Origin of the sequence: Flagellimonas algicola (assembly GCF_005937185.1) — a bacterium.
GTDB lineage: Bacteria > Bacteroidota > Bacteroidia > Flavobacteriales > Flavobacteriaceae > Flagellimonas > Flagellimonas algicola.
The window spans coordinates 981971-1004033 of sequence record NZ_VCNI01000001.1 but is presented as its reverse complement, the minus strand read 5'-3'; the positions used below and the strand labels follow the sequence as shown (position 1 = coordinate 1004033).

General features: G+C 42.5%; 20 protein-coding genes and 1 other RNA gene. 8 read left to right on the top strand and 13 right to left on the bottom strand.

From position 1 onward, the window contains the following. Positions 1-6 precede the first annotated feature (6 nt). From FGG15_RS04350 to FGG15_RS04325, 7 genes are all read right to left on the bottom strand, one after another. Complete coding sequence (locus tag FGG15_RS04350; protein ID WP_138833584.1) at positions 7-2097, bottom strand: tetratricopeptide repeat-containing sensor histidine kinase; 2091 nt, start codon at positions 2095-2097, stop codon at positions 7-9. A gap of 107 nt (positions 2098-2204) precedes the next feature. Continuing rightward, complete coding sequence (locus FGG15_RS04345) at positions 2205-2414, bottom strand: hypothetical protein (protein ID WP_138833582.1); 210 nt, start codon at positions 2412-2414, stop codon at positions 2205-2207. Positions 2415-2434: 20 nt separating this feature from the next. Further along, complete coding sequence (locus tag FGG15_RS20055) at positions 2435-2593, bottom strand: hypothetical protein (protein ID WP_161991920.1); 159 nt, start codon at positions 2591-2593, stop codon at positions 2435-2437. 139 nt (positions 2594-2732) lie between these two features. Next, positions 2733-3467 (bottom strand): LytR/AlgR family response regulator transcription factor, encoded by a 735-nt coding sequence (locus tag FGG15_RS04340; protein ID WP_138833580.1) that lies wholly within the window; start codon positions 3465-3467, stop codon positions 2733-2735. Between the two features lie 129 nt (positions 3468-3596). Then, the gene (locus tag FGG15_RS04335; protein ID WP_237561743.1) at positions 3597-5093 is read right to left on the bottom strand and encodes a hypothetical protein; all 1497 of its coding nucleotides are present in this window, start codon (positions 5091-5093) and stop codon (positions 3597-3599) included. A gap of 41 nt (positions 5094-5134) precedes the next feature. Continuing rightward, the gene (locus FGG15_RS04330) at positions 5135-5530 is read right to left on the bottom strand and encodes an acyl-CoA thioesterase (protein WP_138833576.1); all 396 of its coding nucleotides are present in this window, start codon (positions 5528-5530) and stop codon (positions 5135-5137) included. Further along, complete coding sequence (locus tag FGG15_RS04325; protein ID WP_237561742.1) at positions 5530-6597, bottom strand: glutaminyl-peptide cyclotransferase; 1068 nt, start codon at positions 6595-6597, stop codon at positions 5530-5532. The genes FGG15_RS04330 and FGG15_RS04325 overlap by 1 nt, the downstream gene beginning before the upstream one ends. A 76-nt stretch (positions 6598-6673) precedes the next feature. Here FGG15_RS04325 and ffs point away from each other — a divergent pair. From ffs to fsa, 4 genes are all read left to right on the top strand, one after another. Beyond that, positions 6674-6772, top strand: an RNA gene (gene ffs, locus FGG15_RS04320) — signal recognition particle sRNA small type. A 58-nt stretch (positions 6773-6830) separates the two neighbouring features. Continuing rightward, the gene (locus tag FGG15_RS04315) at positions 6831-7640 is read left to right on the top strand and encodes an SDR family oxidoreductase (RefSeq protein WP_138833574.1); all 810 of its coding nucleotides are present in this window, start codon (positions 6831-6833) and stop codon (positions 7638-7640) included. Between the two features lie 36 nt (positions 7641-7676). Then, entirely contained in the window at positions 7677-8093 is a 417-nt protein-coding gene (locus FGG15_RS04310) for a hypothetical protein (RefSeq protein WP_138833572.1), read from the top strand. 103 nt (positions 8094-8196) lie between these two features. Then, a complete protein-coding gene (gene fsa, locus FGG15_RS04305; RefSeq protein ID WP_138833570.1) occupies positions 8197-8853 on the top strand; it encodes a fructose-6-phosphate aldolase in 657 nt (218 codons plus the stop codon). 35 nt (positions 8854-8888) lie between these two features. Here the strand turns inward: fsa and FGG15_RS04300 are convergent, their stop codons facing one another. Beyond that, positions 8889-10274, bottom strand: a complete 1386-nt coding sequence (locus FGG15_RS04300; RefSeq protein ID WP_138833568.1) for a TlpA family protein disulfide reductase — start codon at positions 10272-10274, stop codon at positions 8889-8891. 171 nt (positions 10275-10445) lie between these two features. Between FGG15_RS04300 and FGG15_RS04295 the strand changes: the two genes are divergently transcribed. Continuing rightward, positions 10446-12077: an ABC-F family ATP-binding cassette domain-containing protein gene (locus tag FGG15_RS04295; RefSeq protein ID WP_138833566.1), complete on the top strand. Its 1632-nt coding sequence runs from the start codon at positions 10446-10448 to the stop codon at positions 12075-12077. Here FGG15_RS04295 and FGG15_RS04290 read toward each other — a convergent pair whose 3' ends face one another. Then, positions 12078-12797: a hypothetical protein gene (locus tag FGG15_RS04290; protein ID WP_138833564.1), complete on the bottom strand. Its 720-nt coding sequence runs from the start codon at positions 12795-12797 to the stop codon at positions 12078-12080. It lies immediately after the preceding gene. A gap of 224 nt (positions 12798-13021) precedes the next feature. On the opposite strand from FGG15_RS04290, the gene FGG15_RS04285 reads away from it, so the two are divergent. Then, positions 13022-13573, top strand: coding sequence for a fasciclin domain-containing protein (locus FGG15_RS04285; RefSeq protein ID WP_138833562.1), 552 nt, complete (start codon positions 13022-13024; stop codon positions 13571-13573). Here the strand turns inward: FGG15_RS04285 and pheT are convergent. Continuing rightward, positions 13565-15985, bottom strand: coding sequence for a phenylalanine--tRNA ligase subunit beta (gene pheT, locus FGG15_RS04280; protein ID WP_138833560.1), 2421 nt, complete (start codon positions 15983-15985; stop codon positions 13565-13567). The genes FGG15_RS04285 and pheT overlap by 9 nt on opposite strands. A 129-nt stretch (positions 15986-16114) precedes the next feature. Here pheT and FGG15_RS04275 point away from each other — a divergent pair, with 129 nt between their 5' ends. After that, complete coding sequence (locus FGG15_RS04275) at positions 16115-17356, top strand: peroxiredoxin family protein (protein WP_138833558.1); 1242 nt, start codon at positions 16115-16117, stop codon at positions 17354-17356. On the opposite strand, the gene leuB is transcribed toward FGG15_RS04275, so the two are convergent. Both leuB and FGG15_RS04265 read right to left on the bottom strand, forming a co-directional pair. Beyond that, positions 17349-18467, bottom strand: a complete 1119-nt coding sequence (gene leuB / locus FGG15_RS04270; protein ID WP_138833556.1) for a 3-isopropylmalate dehydrogenase — start codon at positions 18465-18467, stop codon at positions 17349-17351. The genes FGG15_RS04275 and leuB overlap by 8 nt on opposite strands. Before the next feature lie 26 nt (positions 18468-18493). Beyond that, on the bottom strand, positions 18494-19666 hold the full coding sequence (locus FGG15_RS04265) for a 2-isopropylmalate synthase (protein WP_138833554.1): 1173 nt from the start codon (positions 19664-19666) through the stop codon (positions 18494-18496). A gap of 146 nt (positions 19667-19812) precedes the next feature. Between FGG15_RS04265 and FGG15_RS04260 the strand changes: the two genes are divergently transcribed. Further along, positions 19813-21357: a hypothetical protein gene (locus FGG15_RS04260; RefSeq protein WP_138833552.1), complete on the top strand. Its 1545-nt coding sequence runs from the start codon at positions 19813-19815 to the stop codon at positions 21355-21357. Here FGG15_RS04260 and FGG15_RS04255 read toward each other — a convergent pair. After that, complete coding sequence (locus tag FGG15_RS04255; RefSeq protein WP_237561741.1) at positions 21347-22027, bottom strand: RluA family pseudouridine synthase; 681 nt, start codon at positions 22025-22027, stop codon at positions 21347-21349. The two genes, FGG15_RS04260 and FGG15_RS04255, sit on opposite strands and share 11 nt — an antisense overlap. Positions 22028-22063 lie beyond the last annotated feature (36 nt).

Below are 22063 nucleotides of genomic sequence, written 5' to 3'. Positions count from 1 at the left end.
TAAGATTTAGGCATTTTGCATTTCAATTTGTCCCTCCAAACCTGAAGGGTTTTGCGGTCCAATATACTTGGCGGGCATCTGGACCGTGATGGTGGTCCCGTTTCCTTTTCCACTGTCCACGTGCAGGGTTCCGTTCATTTTCTCTGCTCTGGAGGTCAGGTTTCGAAGACCAATACCGTTCCTGCCCTTGTTCACATCAAAGCCAACTCCATTGTCCTGTATGGTCAGGGTCAACGTGCCATCCGACAATTTAAAGGCGATGAGGGCTTCCTCACATTGGGCATGTTTAACGCTGTTTTTAAGGGATTCCTGTACAATTCTATAGCTATTGATCTTAATGTCACCATCCAGGGCATCCCATTCCACATCGTCGTCATAAGTAAAGGAACATTGGATTCCAGAGGAAGCTTCAATGGTCTCCACCAGCTCTTCCAAGGAAACGATAAAGTTATAAAATTTTTCGTACGAAGCTTTGTTCATTTCGTGGGATATGGTGCGGATTTCTTCCTCCACTTCCCGTAGTTTTTCAATCATTTGTGCCCGTTGTTCAACAGCAGATTCATCGCTTTGTTCGTTGAGGACGCCCATGAACATACGTATGCTCAGTAGATCGCCCAACACACTATCATGCAGCTCTTCGGATACGCGTTTCTTCTCCAGTTTTTTACCTTCCTCAAACTTACCACGTTGCGAGAGCATTAGGTTGTAGATTTCCTTATTGGCATCTTGTTGCTTCTGCTCAAATTTGAGCTTGTTGTTACTGGCGCGTTGGGCAAAGATGATATATAGCGCTATGGCGGCCAGCAGTAGCCCGATGGCTACCAAAGTCCAGATGAGTTTGCCCCGGGTAAGGGCCTCGTTTCTTTGGATCACCTCGTCTGTCTCCAAACGGATACGTGCGAATTTGTCACGCGTTACCCGTTCCTCAGATTTAATACTTTCATTTAAGGAGTAATACTCGTTGGAATAGGACACAGCATTTTTACTATCAAGTTTAGTAAGCAATCTTAAGATTTCCAGATGATGGTCATTGTTTGAGGTTTCCGTTGCAATTTCAAGTCCTTCATTGGCATTTTTTAAGGCTTTTAATGTATCCCCTTGAATTGCGAGAAGCTCTGCGTAATATTGCTTTGCTCTAGCTTGATCCATTGAAAAGCCTACACTGTCATTTACGGCAATCGCTTTTAACAGTAGATTCTCAGTTTCCTGAAAATCTGACTTACCCTTAAAAATTGAGTAAGCAAGACTAACCAAACCAGTTGAATAAAGTTCGGGGTTGTCAGATTTAAGGCCATTATCTTTAAAAAACTCATTAAAAGTCAACTCTGCTTGATTGTAATCTTTCCCTTTTAAATAGGCATAAGCAATGTTATGTTGATTTTGCCCCTTTAATCTCACTTGATCGCTTTTGTCCAGTTTTTTAAGTATAACCCCGGCCTTTTGATAGCTCTCCAAAGCTTTTTCTGGACTCTTCATGTTTCCAGCAATTACCCCGAGTAAATTGTAGCAATTATATATTCTAAGATTATCCTCTAAACCATCAAAAATTCTTAAAGCTTCCGTTACATTTTTTTCAGCACCTAAATAATCCATGAAGTAATCTTGGATACCGCCCATACTATATAGTATTCGTCCTTGTAAAGAAAGTGAAGTCGAATCAACAGGTAATTGCTGAAAACTTTTATGAGCTTTTTGATAGTGGTAGAAGGCACTATCCATAACTCCATACGATTTTAGGAAGGAGGCCATATCCCAATGGGATTCCCCTTCTGCTTTATACAATTTACCACGGCGTGCAAGTTCTAGTACCTGATGATTCATTTTTCGGAATCCCACGGAATCTTCCAGACGTTTATAGGCCAAGGAAATTCGGGATAAATGATCCAGCCGAATCGTATCATTGGCAATGCCATAAGCCAAATCAGCAGATTGATTTAAAAACCCTTTTCGGGCAGCTATAGATATCTGTACACTATCCCGGGCAGCATCTATCCAAGCGTTGATTTGTTCAGACTCTTTGGAGACAGGAACAACGGTAGCTTGCTTTCCGCAGGCGCATAGCAAAACCAGAAGCAGTATTAAGAGCTTGTTTTTCAATGTTCTGTGCTAAAATGGGGGTAAAGTTTTGTTTTCTTTTACTACAAGGTATAAAAAAAGCCCCAGACCGGACGGGTTATGGGGCTATCTAATAAGTTTATCAAAGGTTACAACTCTCGGTCATCGTCTACAATGGATTTCCAACGGGCAAACTGAGCTTGCGTTAAAAACTCATGTTCAAGTTTCATTTCGACACTTGATTGGTCAGAGTCTGAAACCACCATGTTTTCTGATGTCTCACGGTTATTGGCATAACCACAACAAATTAGCAAAACGGCAGAACAGCTATAAATGATGAATAGAGTAAATTTTCTCATTTGACTAGTTCAATTTTTACTTACTGTCTATCGTCATCACTTTTGTTACCGCCAGTGGCATTTTGATCTTCCAGGCTTTCCATTAGGTTTTCGGTTTCACTTACACTGTCTGCTTCACAAGAGAACAATCCCATGGTCAATACTACTACGGCAAAAATACTTACAACCTTTCTCATCATCTTTCTATGTTTTTTGGTTAGAAAATTTGGTTTATGCAGCCAAGTTATCCTAGTGACCCAAAAAGCAAGCGGGTGTCCCAAATGTTTTAGTAAACGGGCCTACTGTGTTAGAATTTTGCAGAAGTGTGTAAGAATTACACTAATTATAAGTGTTAATTGCAGTTTTGGAGAGCATTTCCTTTAGGGTGTCCACTTTTTCCCTGTAGGTCTTGGAGAAGGGAAGTTCGTCCTGGTTCTCAGTCCTTAGGGTGCATATGGACTTTCCGTAATTGATACGGCGTACATAGCGGCTGTTGATAATATAGCTTTGGTGGATACGGACAAAGCTCTCTGGCAATTGCTCCTCAAACGACTTTAAGGTTTTAAAGGCACTCACCACATGGCCGTTGCGCATAAAGAAGTCCGTGGAATTGTTATCGGATTTTAGATATAGGATCTCGGTGGTGTCCAAATACCTATAGTCATTATAGGTCTTAAGGCAAAGGGTGGCGGGGACATTTTGTTGGGGGTAGGTTTTTCGCAACCTTAAAATGGTCTTGCGCACATCAAACTCGTTGTGCGGCAAGACCCAATAATCAAAGAAACCACTTTTTATAGCGTTGTATGCATATTTTTTTGAGGATGAGTACCCTATAATAATGGGTAGGCTACTCAAGAACTGGTTCAGTTCTGAGACCATATGAAAATAGCCCATACCTTCTTCCTGAAGATTGATTAAGACCATATCTGGGGCAAATTTCAAAATGGTATTTAAACCGGTTTCGGGATTGGTGGCAGTACCTACACAGCTAAAGTCTCCATATTCTCTCAAGTACACTTGTAATTGGAGCTTGGAAGCAGCATTGGAATCGATAATGGTGTAGGTATAATCCATATGTAAAACCCTGGCTGCAAGTTAATAACGTCTCAAAAAAACTCGTTGCATTTTTCCCTTAAAAAAACTGGGGGATTCCCGCAAAAACAGCTTTTTTCGAGGGTTTTTATCATAAAAATTCCAAAAAACTCAATTTTCCGGAACAAATTCGTATGCGCCAATATCTGGATTGGGCAACCTATCCGTACCTCGAATGTCCAAGGGAATTGGGGGAGCTATATCGGGGTCGGCTGCATCTAGGGCAAACGAATTGACACCTATATGAAATTGGTTATCAAAAGGTAAGAAAAAATCCGGGTCACTATCAAAAATTACATCAATATAACGATCTGCGTCCTCAAAGTTATATAGTGGGTTATTTTCAAAACCATTGTCCGTACTGTTGAACTGCAGCAAGCAATTTCCAAAGCTGAAATTAAAGGCCGCAGCGGCATCTGCTTCCAAACTAAACTCCACAGGCATACTTCCAGCAACAATACAGTTAATGAAATCCGCTTGTTCCAAATCCATGGTGGTGGATCCCTCAAAATTATTCAGGGCCAGGGCAGTGCCTTTTCTAAATCCGTTGCCCCAATAGTTGGCCAGGGTACAGTGGGTAAATTGGTATCTGCCACCCAAATGGGCCAGGAAGCTGTAGCCGCCCGCGCCACCCAAAACAGTATTCTCTGCCAGTATACGAGCCGAGGTGGCCCAGAGATTATGGTTAAGGCTATTATAGATCTGGCTGTTGCGGAGGGTAAGGGTAGGGATGTCCCAAGGTGCTGCGCCATCCACCCTTAAACCCAGAGTGGCATTTTTTAGCGTGAGATGTTCCAAATGGTTGTTGGTACTTCCTGTTCTAAACCAGATGGTGCCCCATTGGCCCGGTTCCTGGGCATAGGCAGGCTCCAAGCGGTCGCCCTCAAAAATGACTTCGTTTTCCAAAAGTTCTTGATCCTCGCTTAAGCTGCCATTTACATGGAGGGAGGCTCCGTTCTCCACAATCAAGCCAGAATTGTTGTGAAAATGTACCCGTGCACCAGCTTGTATGTTTAAGGTATTTCCATCAGGGACGGCGGCATAGCCGTAGATTACGTACGGTTTTTCATTGGTGAAGAGCAATTGGTCAGGTTCCAGATAAAAACCTTCCACCCGTATCTCATTGCCATCTTCATCCTGTCCTACCACCAGGGTTTCCTTAGTGCCATCGGATTGGGTTGCCGGATAGAGGAAGACGGCATCTTTAACCAAGGTGACCAAGGGTACGTTTTGCGTATTGGGACCGGTTCCAAACAAAAGGTTTTCCGTGTATAAGAATTCGGTCTGGTTGGTGGGAGCCACATCATAGGTGGTTTCAATAAAGACAAAAAGGCTGTCCTTGGCCAATAGTGGAATGTCTGTGAACTCCTTGCCGGCCAGCCCATCCACGTTGAGTCGGTAACTGCTGCTTTGCCCGGTCTCCAACCCAATAAAGGGAATCAAAATATCCCGCACGCCCTTGTTGTATACCTTTAAGGTATAGGTGGCGCTCCCAATATTGGCGAAAATGGTATCCAGGAAAACGGTGTCCTTGGAAAAGGACAAATTACCCGAGTCGTGTTCGTAGTCAAAATCTTTACGGCATGAGGCGGCAAGGATGATGAGCATCAAGCCCGCGCAGATTGCCATAGATTTGAGATACCAGCGGTTCACGTTCCCTTGAATAGTTTTTGAATGGCTTCCGGGACACGTTTGGGTCGTAAGCTTATTGCGTCCAAAAGGCACCATTCTGTAATAGCCTTAACTATAAGTTGCCCTGTTTTATTGTGATGGATCTCAACTACCCGGATAGAGAGCGGGCCTTGGGTTTTCTGAATATGTGTTTTCAGCAGGAGCTCGTCCCCCAGCAAGGCAGAACGTTGGTAGGAGATGTTGTGGTTTTTGACCACCCAGATCATGTTTTTGCGGATATCTGGATTCGTGGCTGCTTCCCAATGTTTTTTGGAAATGTTCTGTACCCATTCCACGTAGCGCACGTTGTTTACGTGCTGGTTGTCGTCCAGATCCTGTTCCTGTACGGTCAGGACTTCGGAATAGGATTGCATCAGTCTTTTTTTCGGATTTGAACCTCGAAGAGTTTGTCCCAGTTTTTTCCGGTGACGAAGAAGGTGCCCCGTTCTTTGTGATAGGCCACCCCATTGAGTACGGAATTACCTTCGTCCCAATTGGCACCCTTCCTAATTTTGTTCTTGAGCCCTCCAAAGTTGATGACCCCTTCTATGGCCCCAGAAGTGGCATCAATGATCATCATGCTTTCTTTTAGGTAAACATTGGCATAGATTTTCCCATTCACGTACTCCAGTTCATTGGCCTTGTTAAAGATGGATTTGTTGGTCACGGTTTCTATATAGCCCATTTCCTCTAGGGTCCCTGGATCCAAGAACCATATTTTTTCGGTGCCGTCGCTTTTGTAGATTTTGGAGCCATCATTGCAAAGGCCCCAGCCCTCACGGCTTTTTCCATAACTGAAATCCTTTTTTTTCTCCAGGGTATTGGGGTCATACACATAGCCCATTCGCTTTTGCCAGGTGAGGTGGTACAGCTGATCATTGAGCAAGGTGATGCCTTCCCCAAAAACATCGGTGTCCATATCAATTTTATCCAAAACCTCGCCGGTTTCAAAATTTACCTTACGCACCGTGGAGAATCCTCTTTTTCCAGTACTCTCGTATAAAATCCCATTGTGAAATTCCAGTCCTTGGGTATAGGCCGTTTGATCGTGCGGGTAGGTATTAAGGATTTCATAGGTGTAAATTTCCGGAGAAGATTCGGCCAAAAGTTTGATTTTTTTCTTGATTTCTACCATCTGGTCTCCCAGGCGAATTTTGGCTACCAGTTCTTTATTTCCCAGCGTCTTGGCGCTTAATCGGATTTGACCGTTGCTTTCCGATAGTTCTTTTGCGTCCAACGTATAATGGACGGAGGAAACATGGGCTTCTTTCTTGTTTTTAAGTGTAATTCCGACTTCTTGGTTTTGTTGGAATTTATTACCGTTACCTTCCAATTGTATGGCAAAAAATTTGGTAGGGTCGGCCTCCCCGCATCCGAGGAAAAAGAGCAGGAAACCAAATATGGAAAATAGCTTGACCATGGTGCTAATCGCTTTTTTCATTGTGTTGAGACTTGGTTATCGAAATTAAGAATGAAATGGGATTGCAGCAAATTTAAAATGGTCGTATATTTGCATTTGGCAAGTCCTACACGACCAGCTCCTGCAGAATCCCCCAGGGCGGGAACGCAGCAAGGGTATGTGGTTGTAGCGGTGCGATGTAGGTAGCTTGCCTTTTTTTGTACCCTAAATTCTCCTGATCATGTATCTTTCCAGCCCAATTTCAAATTGCAAACATGGATAAAAAAGTTGTACTGATCACCGGCGGTTCCTCAGGTATAGGAAAATCTGTGGGGACTTATCTTACCGAAAAGGGATACAAGGTCTATGGCACTACGCGAAATCCTAATAAACACCCTGATTTTTCTGCTTTTGAACTTATCCAATTGGATGTGAAACTTCCAGAGAGTGTCCAACAAGCGGTAAGTGAGGTCATTGCCAAAGCAAGTAGGTTGGATGTGCTGATCAACAACGCCGGAGTTGGCATAACGGGTCCCGTTGAGGAAACTCCCCATGAGGAGATCCTGAATGTGTTTGATACCAATTTTCATGGCCCCATCCATATGATGAAGGCCGTTTTGCCCCAAATGCGCAAACAAGGTGGGGGACTGATCATCAACACTACTTCCATTGCCGGTTATATGGGACTGCCCTTTAGAGGATATTATTCGGCTACCAAGGGTGCATTAAATTTAGTAACCGAATCCCTCCGGATGGAAACCAAGAAATTTGGGATATCCATCACCAATTTGGCTCCTGGCGATTTTGCCACCAATATCGCTGCCGGTCGTTATCATGCTCCGGTGATTAAGGATTCGGCTTATGAGGAAGACTACCAGCGCAGTTTGGACTTGATGAACGAACATGTGGACGCCGGAGGAGATCCCCTGCAAGTGGCAAAGAAAGTCCATCAGATCATTCAAAAGAAAAAAACCAAGGTGCACTATCCCGTTGGGGAATTTACGCAAAGGCTTTCGCTGCTGCTGAAAAGAGTGCTTCCCGGCCGGGTTTACGAGAAGCTTTTGCTCAACCATTACAAGCTGTAAAAACACGATGGCATGTTTTTTGATTTCATTATAAACATGAAACCAAAGAACATTACAACCATCATTTTATTGGCAGCATCAACTTTTCTTTTTCAAGGCTGCGACGAGATTTACGAGTGCGTTTTCAACATCAATCCAGAACTTCATGATAGACCTTTGGAAATCGGTTTTGTTGGGGAAAGGTACTATGACGAGGTAACTGCGGAGATCAGTAACGAGGTCAACGACAACGACTATATTTACGATTTTGTGGTCTATGGCGATCTTCCGCCAGGCATTTCCTATGACTTTAGACGTAGGTCCGTGGAGCTCTTTGGGCAACCAGAGGAACGGGGTACTTATAGATTTACCGTGGAGCTCTTTGTGGAATCCTATGATTACTATGGCTACGATGGCAGTCCAACCTGCTCGGATTCAACCACAAGACAGTTCACAATTCAGGTAGTGGAATAGGTACTGCCTAACATTTATTTTATCCCATTTGTGAAGCCGTGCCTTCTTAATGTTGTAAATTCGCAACGAATTCTATTACAACATAAAAAACAGCTTAAGCAGGATGAAATTTTTTATAGACACAGCCAACTTGGACCAAATTGCCGAAGCAGAGCAATTGGGTGTTTTGGATGGGGTTACCACCAACCCTTCGCTCATGGCCAAGGAAGGTATTACCGGAACTGAAAATATTCTAAAACATTATGTGGACATCTGCAACATTGTGGATGGGGATGTTTCCGCAGAAGTGGTTGCCACTGATTTTGACAACATGGTCAAAGAAGGGGAGGAGCTTGCCAAACTTCATGATCAAATTGTGGTAAAAGTACCTATGATCAAAGACGGGGTAAAAGCCTTGAAATATTTTTCAGATAACGGAATCCGAACCAATTGCACCCTGGTATTTTCCCCTGGACAGGCATTATTGGCTGCCAAAGCTGGAGCTACCTATGTGTCTCCTTTCTTGGGAAGGTTGGACGATATTTCTACGGATGGTCTTAATCTGATTGCGGAAATCCGTCAGATTTATGACAACTACGGATTTGAAACGCAAATCTTGGCGGCTTCCATTAGACATACCATGCACGTGATCGATTGTGCCAAGATTGGAGCGGATGTTATGACCGGCCCACTTTCATCCATTACAGGATTGTTGAAACACCCGTTGACGGATATAGGTTTGGAGAAATTCTTGGCGGACTACCGCAAAGGAAATTCCTAAACAGAAAGAAAAATGATTTTGGAAAAGCCCTGAATTTATATTTGGGGCTTTTTTAGATTGGCGAAGGCATCCACAATCACATTGTCCTCTGTGATCACGCATTTATAAAGATCGTCCAAGATCATGGTTGTCTGGATTTCCTCAAAGTCGGCGGCATGGAATTGGTTGGCTTTATCCAGATTGTACTCTTCCAATAAGTTTTGCCATTGGGTGTAGCCCGTTTTTACATTGATGCCCACAAAGCGGTACTCTGGATGCTTCTTCTGATACTTGGCCACATATTTAACAACATTCTTTAGATGCTTTTTTTGTGATCCCGTCCAGAAGTAAAAAACCGTTTTCCCATCCTTTCCTATTTCCTTGATCGACACTGGCTCGTTATTTACATCTACGATGGAAACATCTGGAAGCTCCTTATTGGGCTGTAGTTTTTGGATACCATCGTAGAGGTCGGTTATCTCTTGTTTATGCTCGTCACTGGAAGAGAGTTTTCGGAACTTATCAATAAATATCTGACACTCTTGACTGGCGGAATGTTCCCTTAACAGATAATCCATAGCAATGTTTCGGAACAGCAAATTCCTAAGCTCATTGTCATCAACCAAACTATCCACCAAGCTCAATTTGTGCTTGTTGTAGTGCAATCGTCCCAAGGCTGGCTTTTCCATTACTCCGCAATCTTCCATGCAGGCCATATAGGACAAATTCCCAAAATGGTATTTGATGTAGTCAAAATAAGGTCGAAAATATGCCAGCTCCCGATCATTGAGGTTCACGGTTTTGCGGTAAGCGTAAAAACTATCGGGAAGGCTAGGAAACTCCTCGCCTCCTGTTTTCTTCTTATGGTAAAACGGGTAGGCTTCCCTATGGGTATAACTTTGAAAATTTACAGAAGCCTTGGCTAAGTTAATGGCCTTTTCAGACAATTGGTTTTCCGCAACCAATTCGTTCAAATGTTCCAGCTTGGCAGCCTGGAGCGAATCCATCTTTGATCGGAACTCTTCCGGGGGAAGATGAAACAGTCCATATACTTCATGTTCCTCCTTTTCATTGGCTAAGAACATCTCAATCAAAAAATTGTTGATTTCACTTCCTTCGCCGGAAAATACCAAGGACTCATCAAATTCCATTGTATTCAATCGAATGAGAATGCTATCGCCCTCCTGTAAGTATAGATATTGAAGTTCCGGATTGTGGTCAAAATGATAGAGCCCTTCCTCTATACCCTGAAGTTTAAAGGAGAAGCGGTTTCCGGTGTCCAGTTGAGCAGAATCGATATACGTGTCGTTTCTGTACAGAACAACATACTCGCTGGTAGGATTCACTATTTCCCCTCCAAAAAAGACCGTAGGACATTCTCCTGATTTATCAGTACACGACAAAATCGAGAAAAGGGAGAGGCCGAGTAAAAATCTAATCATACAATGGAAACAATCACATTTGACCAACAAAATTAAGTATAGCTGAACCCATAGCTTGTTAATGGCTAGTTAAATGTTGTAAAAGCTTGTTTTTGTGTAGTTTAATAATCTTGTTTTAAATTGGAAATACGAATAGGTTTTAGCTACTTTTGCAGCAAAATTTATCGTTGCATGTTATCAGTATCAAATCTATCGGTACAGTTTGGAAAAAGGGTGTTGTTTGATGAGGTCAATGTTACCTTTACCCATGGAAATTGTTATGGTATTATTGGCGCCAATGGGGCGGGAAAATCTACTTTTTTAAGGATTTTATCCGGGCAGAACGAAGCCACATCTGGAAGTGTGAACCTAGAGCCAGGAAAGCGAATGTCCATTTTGGAGCAGGATCACAATGCCTATGATGAATTTCCGGTTTTGGAATCGGTAGTGATGGGAAACAAGCCTCTCTTCAAAATCAAGAAGGAGATAGACGCCCTTTACGCGGATTATTCCGATGAGAATGCAGAAAAGATTGGGGAGCTTCAGGTACAGTTTGAAGAAATGAATGGATGGAACGCGGACAGTGATGCTGCGGCGCTTTTGTCCAACTTGGGAATAACCGAAGAACTGCATTATACCAACATGGCCGACATGGATTCCAAACTCAAGGTTCGGGTACTATTGGCGCAGGCACTATTTGGTAACCCAGATGTGTTGATCATGGATGAGCCTACCAACGATTTGGATTATGAGACCATTAATTGGCTGGAGAACTTTTTGGCCAACTACGATAACACGGTCATCGTGGTATCTCACGACCGTCACTTTTTGGATGCGGTTTGTACCAGTATAGCCGATATCGATTTTGGAAAGATCAACCTTTTCTCCGGAAACTATACGTTTTGGTACCAAAGTAGCCAGTTGGCAGCCAGGCAACGTGCCCAACAGAACAAAAAAGCTGAGGAAAAGGCCAAGGAACTCCAAGAATTTATTCAACGATTCAGTGCCAACGTGGCCAAGAGCAAACAGGCAACCTCCCGTAAAAAGATGTTGGACAAGCTGAAGATTGAGGATATTAAGCCTTCCAGTAGAAGATATCCCGCAATCATTTTTGACAGGGAACGCGAAGCCGGTGATCAGATATTGAATGTTGAAAAACTTTCCGCTACTTCAGAAGATGGGGATTTGCTGTTCCAGGATGTCAATATTAATCTGTCCAAAGGAGACAAGGTGGCCATTATCTCCAGGGATTCAAGGGCTACAACCGCTTTCTATGATATCATTAACGATGTTCGAAAGGCGGATAGTGGATCTTACCAATGGGGAGTTACCACAACCCAGTCCTATTTACCGGCTGATAATGCCTCTTTCTTTAACGAGGACATTAACTTGGTAGACTGGCTGCGTCAATGGGCAAAGACCGAAGAAGAGCGCGAAGAGGTTTACATTCGTGGATTTTTGGGTAAAATGTTGTTCAGTGGGGAAGAAGCCTTAAAGAAGTGTACAGTACTATCAGGAGGAGAAAAGGTGCGTTGTATGCTTAGCCGTATGATGATGCTTAGGGCCAATGTATTGTTGTTGGATGAACCTACCAATCACTTGGATTTGGAAAGCATCACAGCCTTTAACAATTCACTGAAAAACTTTAAGGGTACGGTGCTTCTGACCACCCATGACCACGAATTTGTGCATACGGTAGCTACTCGGATTATAGAAATCACCCCCAAAGGAACCATTGACCGTTATTTGAGTTTTGACGATTATATGTCCGATAAATCCATAAAGGCACAGCGGGATAAGATGTATGCCTTCGAGACAGTCTAATTAAGCATTAAAGTATTTACTGTTCCATATAGCGGGGTTGAAGTTCTTTCCCAAAGCGAAGCCGTAAAAAATGACCACGGCTGCTATCCATTTGAACATAAAAAAGAAGATGATCCAGAATTCAGCTGTGGAATTATTTTTGGAGAACAAGCCATCCGGTACCAAAAGGGTTATCACGTAGCTCAACAATAGGGTAAACAACACCAGATTGACCATGCCCTTAAAGGGCCATACCAGCCATTTTCGTAGTGGGTGCAGATCATTGCCCCATTGATGCACCAAATAAAAGTAGTTGTTGCCCATAGGAACAAAAAGTAGGGGGTCATCCTTGTCCTTAAGCTTGAATAATTTTGAAGGAGCCATGATCTTATAACCTCCCAACTGGATTTGATGCTGTGCTTCTAATTTTTTGATTTCATTTAAGGCATCCATAGGGATCTCACCCTTGAAATATTGACTATCCAAAAACCGAAGCCGATAATCAATACAGATTTTTTTGATGTGCTCCAAATGATAAATTCGGTCAGTGTCCAGCAGGTCAAAATGGAATAGGTTAGGGCCGGTTTCCATCTTAGATTTTAATTGGTTTTTAATCCGCTTGTCCTCTTTTTGAACCTCGGCTAAGTAATTTCGGATTTCGTGCAGCAGGGCATCTCCGGAACTTTCTTTGTTTCGAAGCTTGTTTAGTTTTTTCTGAATGTTGGTGGAAGGCAAAATCATCTTTTTTTCACTGCAATTCCTTCAAAGTTAGTGATTTGAAAAAATGATGGAAACAAAGTGGTGAAAGTGTAAATGTTAACATTTTGTTAAATATCCCGTCAACCCTTTATTTACAGCAAGAATTAGTCAAAATAATGTATCTTATCGATGTTTTTGGTATTTGAACGTAAAATCATACGATTATTCACCTTCAAATTGAAAGCCCCAAAGATTACTATAAGATTATGAAAGCCCCCTTAACCAAAATCCTACTTGGCCTATGTCTTGTCTCTTCGGCATGGGTTTCCGCTCAAGAAATGGCTGAGAATACTAAGGAAACCATAAGGGAAAATCACCAATCTGAACAGCATAAAATTCTTTTCGCAGCCGTAAAGGCTACGGAAATGGATGCCATATTGGACAATGCAGGACCTTTTACTGTTTTTGCTCCATCCGATGCCGCCTTTGAGCGCTTTTCCAAGGGTAGAATAGAAGAATTGATGAACTCGAAGGACAAGAGTGCACTGAAATCACTGTTGGGGTATCATATTGTTGCTGGCCATCTTACCGCTTCCCGTATTTTAAGAGCCATGTGCAAGGGGAATGGAAAGGCCAGTTTCACCACCATTCAAGGGAAAAAGCTTGTAGCCCATTTGGATGGTTACGATATTGTGCTAACAGATCCTGTGGGCAACACTGCCAAGATAACTACAGCTGATGTGAGTCAGGGCAATAGGGTAATCCACGAAATAGACAGTGTTATTGTTCCAACGCTCGCTTGGGGGTCATTACCTTAGTTCTGCACCCAATTCCTTTTGATAGCGAGTCATCAACTTGGACATGATTTTGTCAATCTGCTTATCTGTTAAGGTCTTCTTTTCATCCAAAAGGGTAAAGCTCACTGCATATGATTTTTTTCCTTCTGGTAGATTTTTGCCTAAATAAACATCAAACAAATTGACTTTTTTAAGGAGTTTCTTTTCCGTACCCCATGCCAGGTCGTAGACCTGTTGGAATGAAATCTTTTCATCCAACAACAAGGCCAAATCCCTGGAGACCTCCGGATACTTTGGAATCTCTTGGAAAACCACATTTTGGGTACTGATCAAACCAAGAATGGCATCCCAATCCAAATCGGCATAGAATACTTCCTGTTTGATATCAAATTCTTTTAAGATTCCTTTGGAAACCAAACCAAAAGTAGCAATCTGTTTTCCTCGGGAGCTACATACCAAACCTTCTGTCAGCGCCTTTTCGCTAATGGGAGAGGTTTTGATGTCCTTTAAGCCCAAACGATCAAAAATGGAATCCAAAGTTCCCTTCAAAAAGAAAAAGTCGGTCGTTCTGGAACCAACGGCCCAGCTATTTCTATTTCTTTCTCCGGTAACGAAAAGAGACAGATGCTGATTTTCCTGATTTTGATTGTCAACTTTATGATAGGTTTTACCAAATTCAAAAAGGTGCAAATCGGTTTTCTGCCTGTTGATATTGTATGCAATGGTCTGCAGACCGGAAGACAACATTTGGGTTCTCAAAACCGACAAATCCGCGCTCAATGGATTCAGCATTTCTACTGTATTGGTAGCCATTTCCAAGCGCTGTTCGGTTTCTGAAGCAACCAAACTATTGGTCATAGTTTCGTAGAAACCTTGGGCGGCCAGCATATTGGCTACCACATCTTGAATTCTATGGTTTTCAAATTTCGAGGTTTGAGCTATAGAAGCGGTTAACTTCTCCTTGTAGTCAATGTTATTGTAACCGTAAACCCTTAAAATTTCTTCAATTACATCAACCTCGCGCTCCACATCCACCCGATAGTTGGGAATGGTTAGTCCCAGTCCAGATTCGGTAACATTGTTAACCTTAATCTCCAACGAAGACAATATGGACTTAATGGTATCTCTTGGAATTTCCTGACCAATCAAAGAATTGATTTTCTCAAAGGTGAGGAAAACATGTCTTTCCTGAACCTTTTTGGGATACAGATCCACTACTTCTGAACTAATATCCCCGCCAGCAATTTCCTTGATTAAAAGAGCGGCTCTTTTAAGGGCATACTCTGTGATGTTGATGTCAATGCCCCTTTCAAATCGGAAGGAAGCATCGGTATTTAGGCCATGGCGTTTGGCTGACTTTCTAATGGAAATCGGATTAAAATAGGCGCTTTCCAAAAAGATGGCTGAGGTATGCTCGGTAACCCCTGAATTAATTCCCCCAAAAACACCGGCGATACACATGGGATTGTCACTATCGCAGATCATGAGGTCGTCTTGGTACAGTTCCCGTTCCACATCATCCAGTGTGGTGAACTTGGTACCTGCCGGTAAAGTTTTTACTTCAATTTTACCACCTTTGATTTTGGCGGCGTCAAAGGCATGCAGCGGTTGACCCAGTTCATGCAGTACGTAGTTGGTCACATCCACTACGTTGTTTATGGGTGATAGACCAATGGCCTTTAACCTATTCTTTAACCAATCTGGGGATTCCTGGACAATGAGATTGCTGATCGTTACCCCACAATATCGTGGTGCCAAGTCACTATCCATTACCTCTACATCAATTTTGAGCGATCTGTTGTCAATCAAAAAATTACTGGTGGAAGGGGTTAAAAGCCCTTTTTGAATTTCCTGTTGTTCAAGACCTGCCTTTAGATCCCTGGCCACACCAAAATGGCTCATGGCGTCCGCTCTATTTGGAGTTAACCCAATTTCAAAGACTTCATCGTTTTCAATGTCAAACACTTCGGCACAAGGGGTTCCAGGTTCCAAGATGTCACTAAGAACCATGATGCCATCATGGCTCTCACCTAATCCCAATTCATCTTCCGCACAGATCATTCCGTGGCTTTCCTCTCCTCTAATCTTCCCTTTCTTGATTTGCCATGACTCCCCTTCTTTGGTGTATAAAGTGGTCCCGATGGTGGCTACAGGAACTTTTTGTCCAGCCGCTACATTGGGCGCTCCGCAAACAATTTTCAGGGGAGTTTCTGCACCAACATCTACGGTGGTAACCTTAAGCCGATCGGCATTGGGGTGTTTTTCACAGGTAAGGACATGGCCAACAACCACTCCGTTCAAACCTCCCTTAACAGATTCAAAGCTTGAGATACCTTCCACCTCAAGACCCAAATCCGTAAGCAATTCCCCGGTCTTTGCTGCTTCCCAATCAATCTGCAAAAACTGCTTCAACCAGTTATAAGAAATCTTCATACCCCAATTTTAAAGTGGACAAAGATAAAAAATAGGGGAAGACATTCCATGCAAATGAAGACAGGATTTGGCATATAGGGTGTAAGATTTCAAAGGGAATTGCGATATTTAGTACAAATTCTATTAGGTATGGGAAAAGTTGGGTTGGTAATCCTGAGTACATTTTTATTGTTGTTGTCTTGCGAGGGCAGGGAAACACCCCTTAAACTTGGTGATTGGTGGGGGGCCATGGATGTTTCAGAAACGGAGTCGCTGCCTTTTAATTTTTCCATTTCCAAAGATGACAATGGTTCCTATATTATGAAAATGTACAATGCTGAAGAAGTTGTTGTTGTAGATGAATTTGAGATGAATGATGGGGTAATCCGAATTCAAATGCCCATTTTTGAAGGATATATTGAAGGGACCTACAGCGAAAATAGTATTCAAGGAAGTTTTATCAAGGAAAGTCTAAATCGGGTGGTTCCCTTCCATGCTGCGTATGGAAAGCGTGATCGTTTTGAGGTTACCAAGGACCCTGCCACGGATGTTTCCGGGGTGTGGGAAACCTATTTCAATTTTGGGCAGGACAACCAATATCCAGGCAAAGGCATATTTAAGCAAACCGGAAACAAGGTTACGGGTACTTTTAGGACACATTCCGGGGATTACAGATATTTGGAAGGAGCCATTAATGGCACTACGGTAAAACTTTCAGCTTTTGATGGTGCCCATGTATTTCTATTCACTGCCGAAGTAGCGGATAGCACTATGCAGGGGACCTTTTATTCAGGCAATCACTTTGTCTCTCCGTTCCAGGGTAAACGTAACGATGCGTTTGAGCTAATAGATGCTGATGAACTTACTTTCCTAAAGGAAGGGTATGATCGATTTGAATTTTCCTTTGAAGATGTAGAAGGTAAGTTGGTTAGCTTATCTGATGAGCGCTTTCGTAACAAAGCCGTGTTGGTACAGATTATGGGAACCTGGTGTCCCAATTGCCTGGATGAAACCCGCTTTTATGTCGATTTTTTGAAGAATAATCCAAGCCTGGATATAGAATTTGTGGCTCTGGCATTTGAGTATGCAAAGACCAAGGAGAAGGCCTTCGAAGGCATTGCTAGATTACGGGAAAGGGTAGGAGTGGACTATACCATACTTTTGGCACAATATGGAACATCGAGCAAACAAAAGGCAAATGAAAAATTACCCATGCTCAATCATGTGATATCCTATCCAACCACCATTTACATCGATAAACAAGGTAATGTGAAAAAGATACATACCGGGTTTAATGGTCCAGCTACTGGAGAAAAATACGAGCTGTTCAAAAAGGAGTTTTCTGAAACCATCCAAGAGTTGACCGAAGAAGTGGAAATTGCTGCTAAATGATGGTAGATTTTCCTAGATCGATATTTTCATCGTTCATATTGAAATCATCACCGTTGTCCACGATGTTTTCGGCCACAAAATCTCCCACCTGGTTGGTTCCATATTGACTTTTGGAGTCCAAATCCGGAGTAACCACACCCTTCTTTAGGGATTTATCCACAGCCTCGCGTACTGCCATGGCTTCTTCATAAAGACCAAAGTGCTCCAGTAACATCGCAGCAGATAGGATAGAAGCAATGGGATTGGCAATATCCTGCGCTTTGGCTTGCGGGTACGAACCATGAATGGGCTCAAACATAGCGCTGTCCTCACCCGCAGAGGCTGAGGCCAATAGTCCAATTGAACCACCAATTACACTACCTTCATCCGAAATAATATCCCCAAACATATTTTCTGTAAGGATCACATCAAACTGACTTGGATTAAGAATAATTTGCATGGCAGCATTATCTACGAACATGTACTCCAATTGTACATCGGGATAACTTTCCCCAATTTTGGTCACTACTTTTCGCCACAGGCGTGAAGATTCCAAAACGTTGGCTTTATCAACCAGGGTAAGCTTATTACGCCTGTTTTTGGCAGCCTTAAACGCCAGATGGGCTATCCTACTGATTTCCTGTTCTGAATATTCACATAAATCCGAAGCAACGGTTCCGTCTTCGTTCAAATGTTTTTGACCAAAATAGATACCACCAGTCAACTCCCTATAAATGGTAAAATCGGTTCCGTCAATGACTTCTTGTTTTAAAGGGGAATTTTGAATCAGGGAGGGAAAAACCTTAACGGGTCTAATGTTGGCAAAAAGCCCAAGCTCTTTTCTTAGCTTAAGCAAACCTTGTTCCGGTCGCACCTTGGCATTGGGATCATTGTCGTATTTGGGGTCACCTATAGCACCGAACAAAACGGCATCTGCTTCTTTGCAAAGATTAAGGGTAGTATCCGGCAAAGGGTTTCCTTTTCTGTCAATGGCAATGGCCCCCACTACAGCTTCCCTATAAATGAATTGGTGATTGAAAGTTTCCTCAACAGCTTGCAAGCATTTTACCGCCTGGGCCAAAACTTCGGGTCCAATACCATCTCCGGGCAGCAAAGCAATGTTCAAGTTCATGCAATGGTATTTTGTGTCACTGGAATTTAGGCCATGCTTTGAATGGAAATCCCACTAGTGTCAATGATCTCATGAATATCTTCATCCATGATTTCCTTTTTGCGATCAGCGAATTTCAGGAAATTTTCATAGACAACATCCAGTTGCAATTTGGTGAGTTCGTAGCCTACATTTTTAGCTCTATAGGCCAAGGCCGCACGACCACTTCTAGCGGTTAGCACAATAGAGGACTCGCTTACGCCCACATCTTTTGGATCAATGATCTCATAGGTTTCCCTTTGTTTGATTACCCCATCCTGGTGAATTCCAGAGCTATGCGCAAAAGCGTTAGAGCCTACAATAGCTTTGTTAGGTTGTACAGGCATGCCCATTTTTTGGGAAACCATTTGGCTGGTGTCCAAAAGTAGTTGACTATTGATGTCGGTATCTAAGTTGAGATAAGGGTGCTGTCTTAAAATCATCACCACTTCTTCCAAAGAGGTATTACCAGCCCTTTCCCCAATACCGTTGATGGTACATTCAATCTGACGTGCCCCATTGATGACACCGGCTATGGAATTGGCGGTGGCCAATCCTAAATCGTTGTGGCAGTGACAAGATAAAATGGCCTTGTCAATACCTTTGACATTTTCCTTGAGGTATTTCATTTTGGCTCCATATTCTTCAGGCAAGCAGTAACCTGTGGTATCTGGAATATTCAAAACGGTTGCCCCAGCCTTGATTACCGCCTCGCACACACGGGCCAAATATTCGTTATCCGTTCTACCGGCATCCTCAGCGTAAAATTCCACATCCTCCACAAAGGATTTGGCATAAGAAACCGCTTCAACAGCACGTTCTATGATTTTTTCACGGGTTGAATTGAATTTAAACTGGATGTGGGAATCCGAAGTTCCAATCCCAGTATGTATTCTAGGACGCTTCGCTATTTTTATAGCCTCCGCGGCCACCTCAATATCTTTTTTAACGGCTCGGGTAAGTCCACAGACCGTTGCATTTTTCACCAATTTGGCAATTTCATGAACGGAATTAAAATCCCCCGGACTTGAAATAGGAAAGCCAGCCTCAATAATGTCCACTCCCAACTCATCCAAGCGTTCGGCAATGACCAACTTTTGTTTTGTGTCCAATTTGCAACCCGGGACCTGTTCTCCATCCCTAAGGGTTGTGTCAAAAATTTGTACCTTATCTTTACCCATTATCTAAGCCAGTTTTTGCTAATATACACGAAGATAATTCAGTGCTAGGCAAGAACCATAAATTGCTAAAATCCATTACAACGTTAAATTGTATTTCAGTAAGTTTAATTATCTGAATTACAAATGTTTAAAGTATATTTTTTACGATGACAAATACCCATAAGGATGCCTTGTTTGTGTTGATCGAGTCCCTTTCCAAATCTGAAAAGCGACAGTTTAAGTTGTATGTGGGGCGACTTGGGGTGAATACGGATGCGAAGTTTTTGGCGCTGTTCAATTTGTTGGACAAAATGAAAAGCTATGATGAAAAACAGATATTGGACAGTGGAATCGTAAAAAAAGCACAACTTTCCAATTTGAAGGCTCACCTGTACAAGCAAATCTTGGTGAGCCTGCGATTAAATCCAGTAAACCAGAACATCAGGGTCCAGATTAGGGAACAATTGGATTTTGCCACCATCCTGTATCAAAAAGGACTGTACAAACAAAGCTTAAAAATCTTGGACAAGGCCAAGAATTTGGCCATGGAACATGAAGAGAAAAATGTGGCCTATGAAATTGTGGAGCTGGAGAAAATAATTGAAACCCAGTACATTACCCGTAGTATTCCGGATAGGGCCAATGAGCTTGCCGAGCAGGCCAAAGAGTTATCAGAACACAATGTGATGACCAGTAAACTCTCTAACCTTTCCTTGCAACTCTATGGAATGATGCTGAAAGTTGGCTATGTAAGAAACGATGAAGACTTGCAGAATGTGCGCAATTATTTTGAGGCGCAACTGCCTTCCTACGATATTGAACAGTTGGGGTTTCGAGAAAAGCTTTGGTTGTACAAGGCACATCTGTGGTATAGTTTATTGACGCAAGACTTTTTATCCTCCTATAAATATGCTAGTAAATGGGTAGATCTCTTTTATGAGAACAAGGAAATGATCTCATTAAACCCAGTGTTTTTCCTAAAAGGAAATCACTACCTTTTGGAGTCCCTCTTTTTTGTCAAGTACGCATCCCAGTTCAGGGGAACCTTGGAAAGATTGGAGGCTCAAGTAAATCATTCAGGATTTCCAAGTAATGATAACATTGCCTCCCTTGCCTTTTTATATATCAACTCCAACAAATTGAACCTACATTTCTTGGAAGGCACCTTTGAGAAGGGGTTGTATTTGGTCAATATCATTGAGTACGGCATTAAAAAACACCGACCGCGTATAGATGAGCACCATATAATGCTGCTCTACTATAAAATTGCCTGTCTGTATTTTGGCACCGGTGATCATAAAAACTGCATTGTTTACCTCAAAAAAATCATTTCCAACAAGAATCTAAAAATGCGGGAAGATTTGATGTGTTTTGCCAGGGTATTAAGTTTGGTGGCACATTATGAGGCCGGTATGGATTATCATTTGGAGGTGCAATTGAAGAGTACGTATAAGTTCTTGCTAAAAATGAATGACCTGCATGCGGTACAAAAGGAAATGATCAAATTTCTACGAAACCTTGGGGAAATCTACCCCAGTGATTTAAAAAATGAGTTCCAAAAGTTGTATAATGAACTCAAAAGGTATGAAAATCACCCTTATGAGAAACGGGCCTTTCTGTATTTGGATATTTTGTCGTGGTTGGAAAGTCATTTACAGAACAAACCTGTTGGGCAGGTGATTCGAGAGAAGGCATTGGCCGTTACCCGTTGATGCAGGCATTCCAAATGGGATCGTCCGGTGGTGGAGCCACCAACTTGATGTTTTCTTTTTTTACCGGATGCTCCAATTCCAAACTTCTAGCATGTAAATGAATCCCCCCATTTTTATTACTACGGGCTGCACCATATTTTAAATCCCCTTTGATGTGACAACCAATGGCCACTAATTGCGATCTAATTTGATGGTGCCTTCCGGTTTTAAGGTCAATTTCTAGGAGGGAATATGAATTCAACTGCTTAATCAATTGGTATTCCAAAATGGCCTTTTTACTTTGGGGCACTTCTTTGGGATACGCATAAGATTTGTTCTGTTTGGGGTTTCGTACCAGCCAATGCACCAATTCAGCCGATGCTGGATTCGGGGTTTCCTTAACAACGGCCCAATACGTCTTTTTGGTTTTTCCTTCGGAAAACAACTTGTTGAGTCGGGGTAGGGCTTTGGAGGTTTTCGCGAACAGCACAATGCCCGTAGTGGGCCTGTCCAAACGGTGGACGACGCCCAAGAACACATTCCCAGGCTTATTGTATTTGTTCTTGAGATAGCTTTTGACCACTTCACTTAATGGAATATCCCCCGTTTTATCTCCTTGGACAATATCACCCGCTCGTTTATTGACTACAATGAGGTGGTTGTCCTCGTAAAGGACCTGAAGATTTGACACGTTTGATTTACGGATTTCTAGATTTTTCGAGAACTC

Coding starts and splice junctions, on each gene's coding strand:
- FGG15_RS04345 (WP_138833582.1), bottom strand. CDS start 2,414: ATGAGAAAATTTACTCTATTCATCATTTATAGCTGTTCTGCCGTTTTG.
- FGG15_RS20055 (WP_161991920.1), bottom strand. CDS start 2,593: ATGATGAGAAAGGTTGTAAGTATTTTTGCCGTAGTAGTATTGACCATG.
- FGG15_RS04340 (WP_138833580.1), bottom strand. CDS start 3,467: ATGGATTATACCTACACCATTATCGATTCCAATGCTGCTTCCAAGCTC.
- FGG15_RS04335 (WP_237561743.1), bottom strand. CDS start 5,093: ATGCTCATCATCCTTGCCGCCTCATGCCGTAAAGATTTTGACTACGAA.
- FGG15_RS04330 (WP_138833576.1), bottom strand. CDS start 5,530: ATGCAATCCTATTCCGAAGTCCTGACCGTACAGGAACAGGATCTGGAC.
- FGG15_RS04325 (WP_237561742.1), bottom strand. CDS start 6,597: ATGAAAAAAGCGATTAGCACCATGGTCAAGCTATTTTCCATATTTGGT.
- FGG15_RS04315 (WP_138833574.1), top strand. CDS start 6,831: ATGGATAAAAAAGTTGTACTGATCACCGGCGGTTCCTCAGGTATAGGA.
- FGG15_RS04310 (WP_138833572.1), top strand. CDS start 7,677: ATGAAACCAAAGAACATTACAACCATCATTTTATTGGCAGCATCAACT.
- fsa (WP_138833570.1), top strand. CDS start 8,197: ATGAAATTTTTTATAGACACAGCCAACTTGGACCAAATTGCCGAAGCA.
- FGG15_RS04300 (WP_138833568.1), bottom strand. CDS start 10,274: ATGATTAGATTTTTACTCGGCCTCTCCCTTTTCTCGATTTTGTCGTGT.
- FGG15_RS04295 (WP_138833566.1), top strand. CDS start 10,446: ATGTTATCAGTATCAAATCTATCGGTACAGTTTGGAAAAAGGGTGTTG.
- FGG15_RS04290 (WP_138833564.1), bottom strand. CDS start 12,797: ATGATTTTGCCTTCCACCAACATTCAGAAAAAACTAAACAAGCTTCGA.
- FGG15_RS04285 (WP_138833562.1), top strand. CDS start 13,022: ATGAAAGCCCCCTTAACCAAAATCCTACTTGGCCTATGTCTTGTCTCT.
- pheT (WP_138833560.1), bottom strand. CDS start 15,985: ATGAAGATTTCTTATAACTGGTTGAAGCAGTTTTTGCAGATTGATTGG.
- FGG15_RS04275 (WP_138833558.1), top strand. CDS start 16,115: ATGGGAAAAGTTGGGTTGGTAATCCTGAGTACATTTTTATTGTTGTTG.
- leuB (WP_138833556.1), bottom strand. CDS start 18,467: ATGAACTTGAACATTGCTTTGCTGCCCGGAGATGGTATTGGACCCGAA.
- FGG15_RS04265 (WP_138833554.1), bottom strand. CDS start 19,666: ATGGGTAAAGATAAGGTACAAATTTTTGACACAACCCTTAGGGATGGA.
- FGG15_RS04260 (WP_138833552.1), top strand. CDS start 19,813: ATGACAAATACCCATAAGGATGCCTTGTTTGTGTTGATCGAGTCCCTT.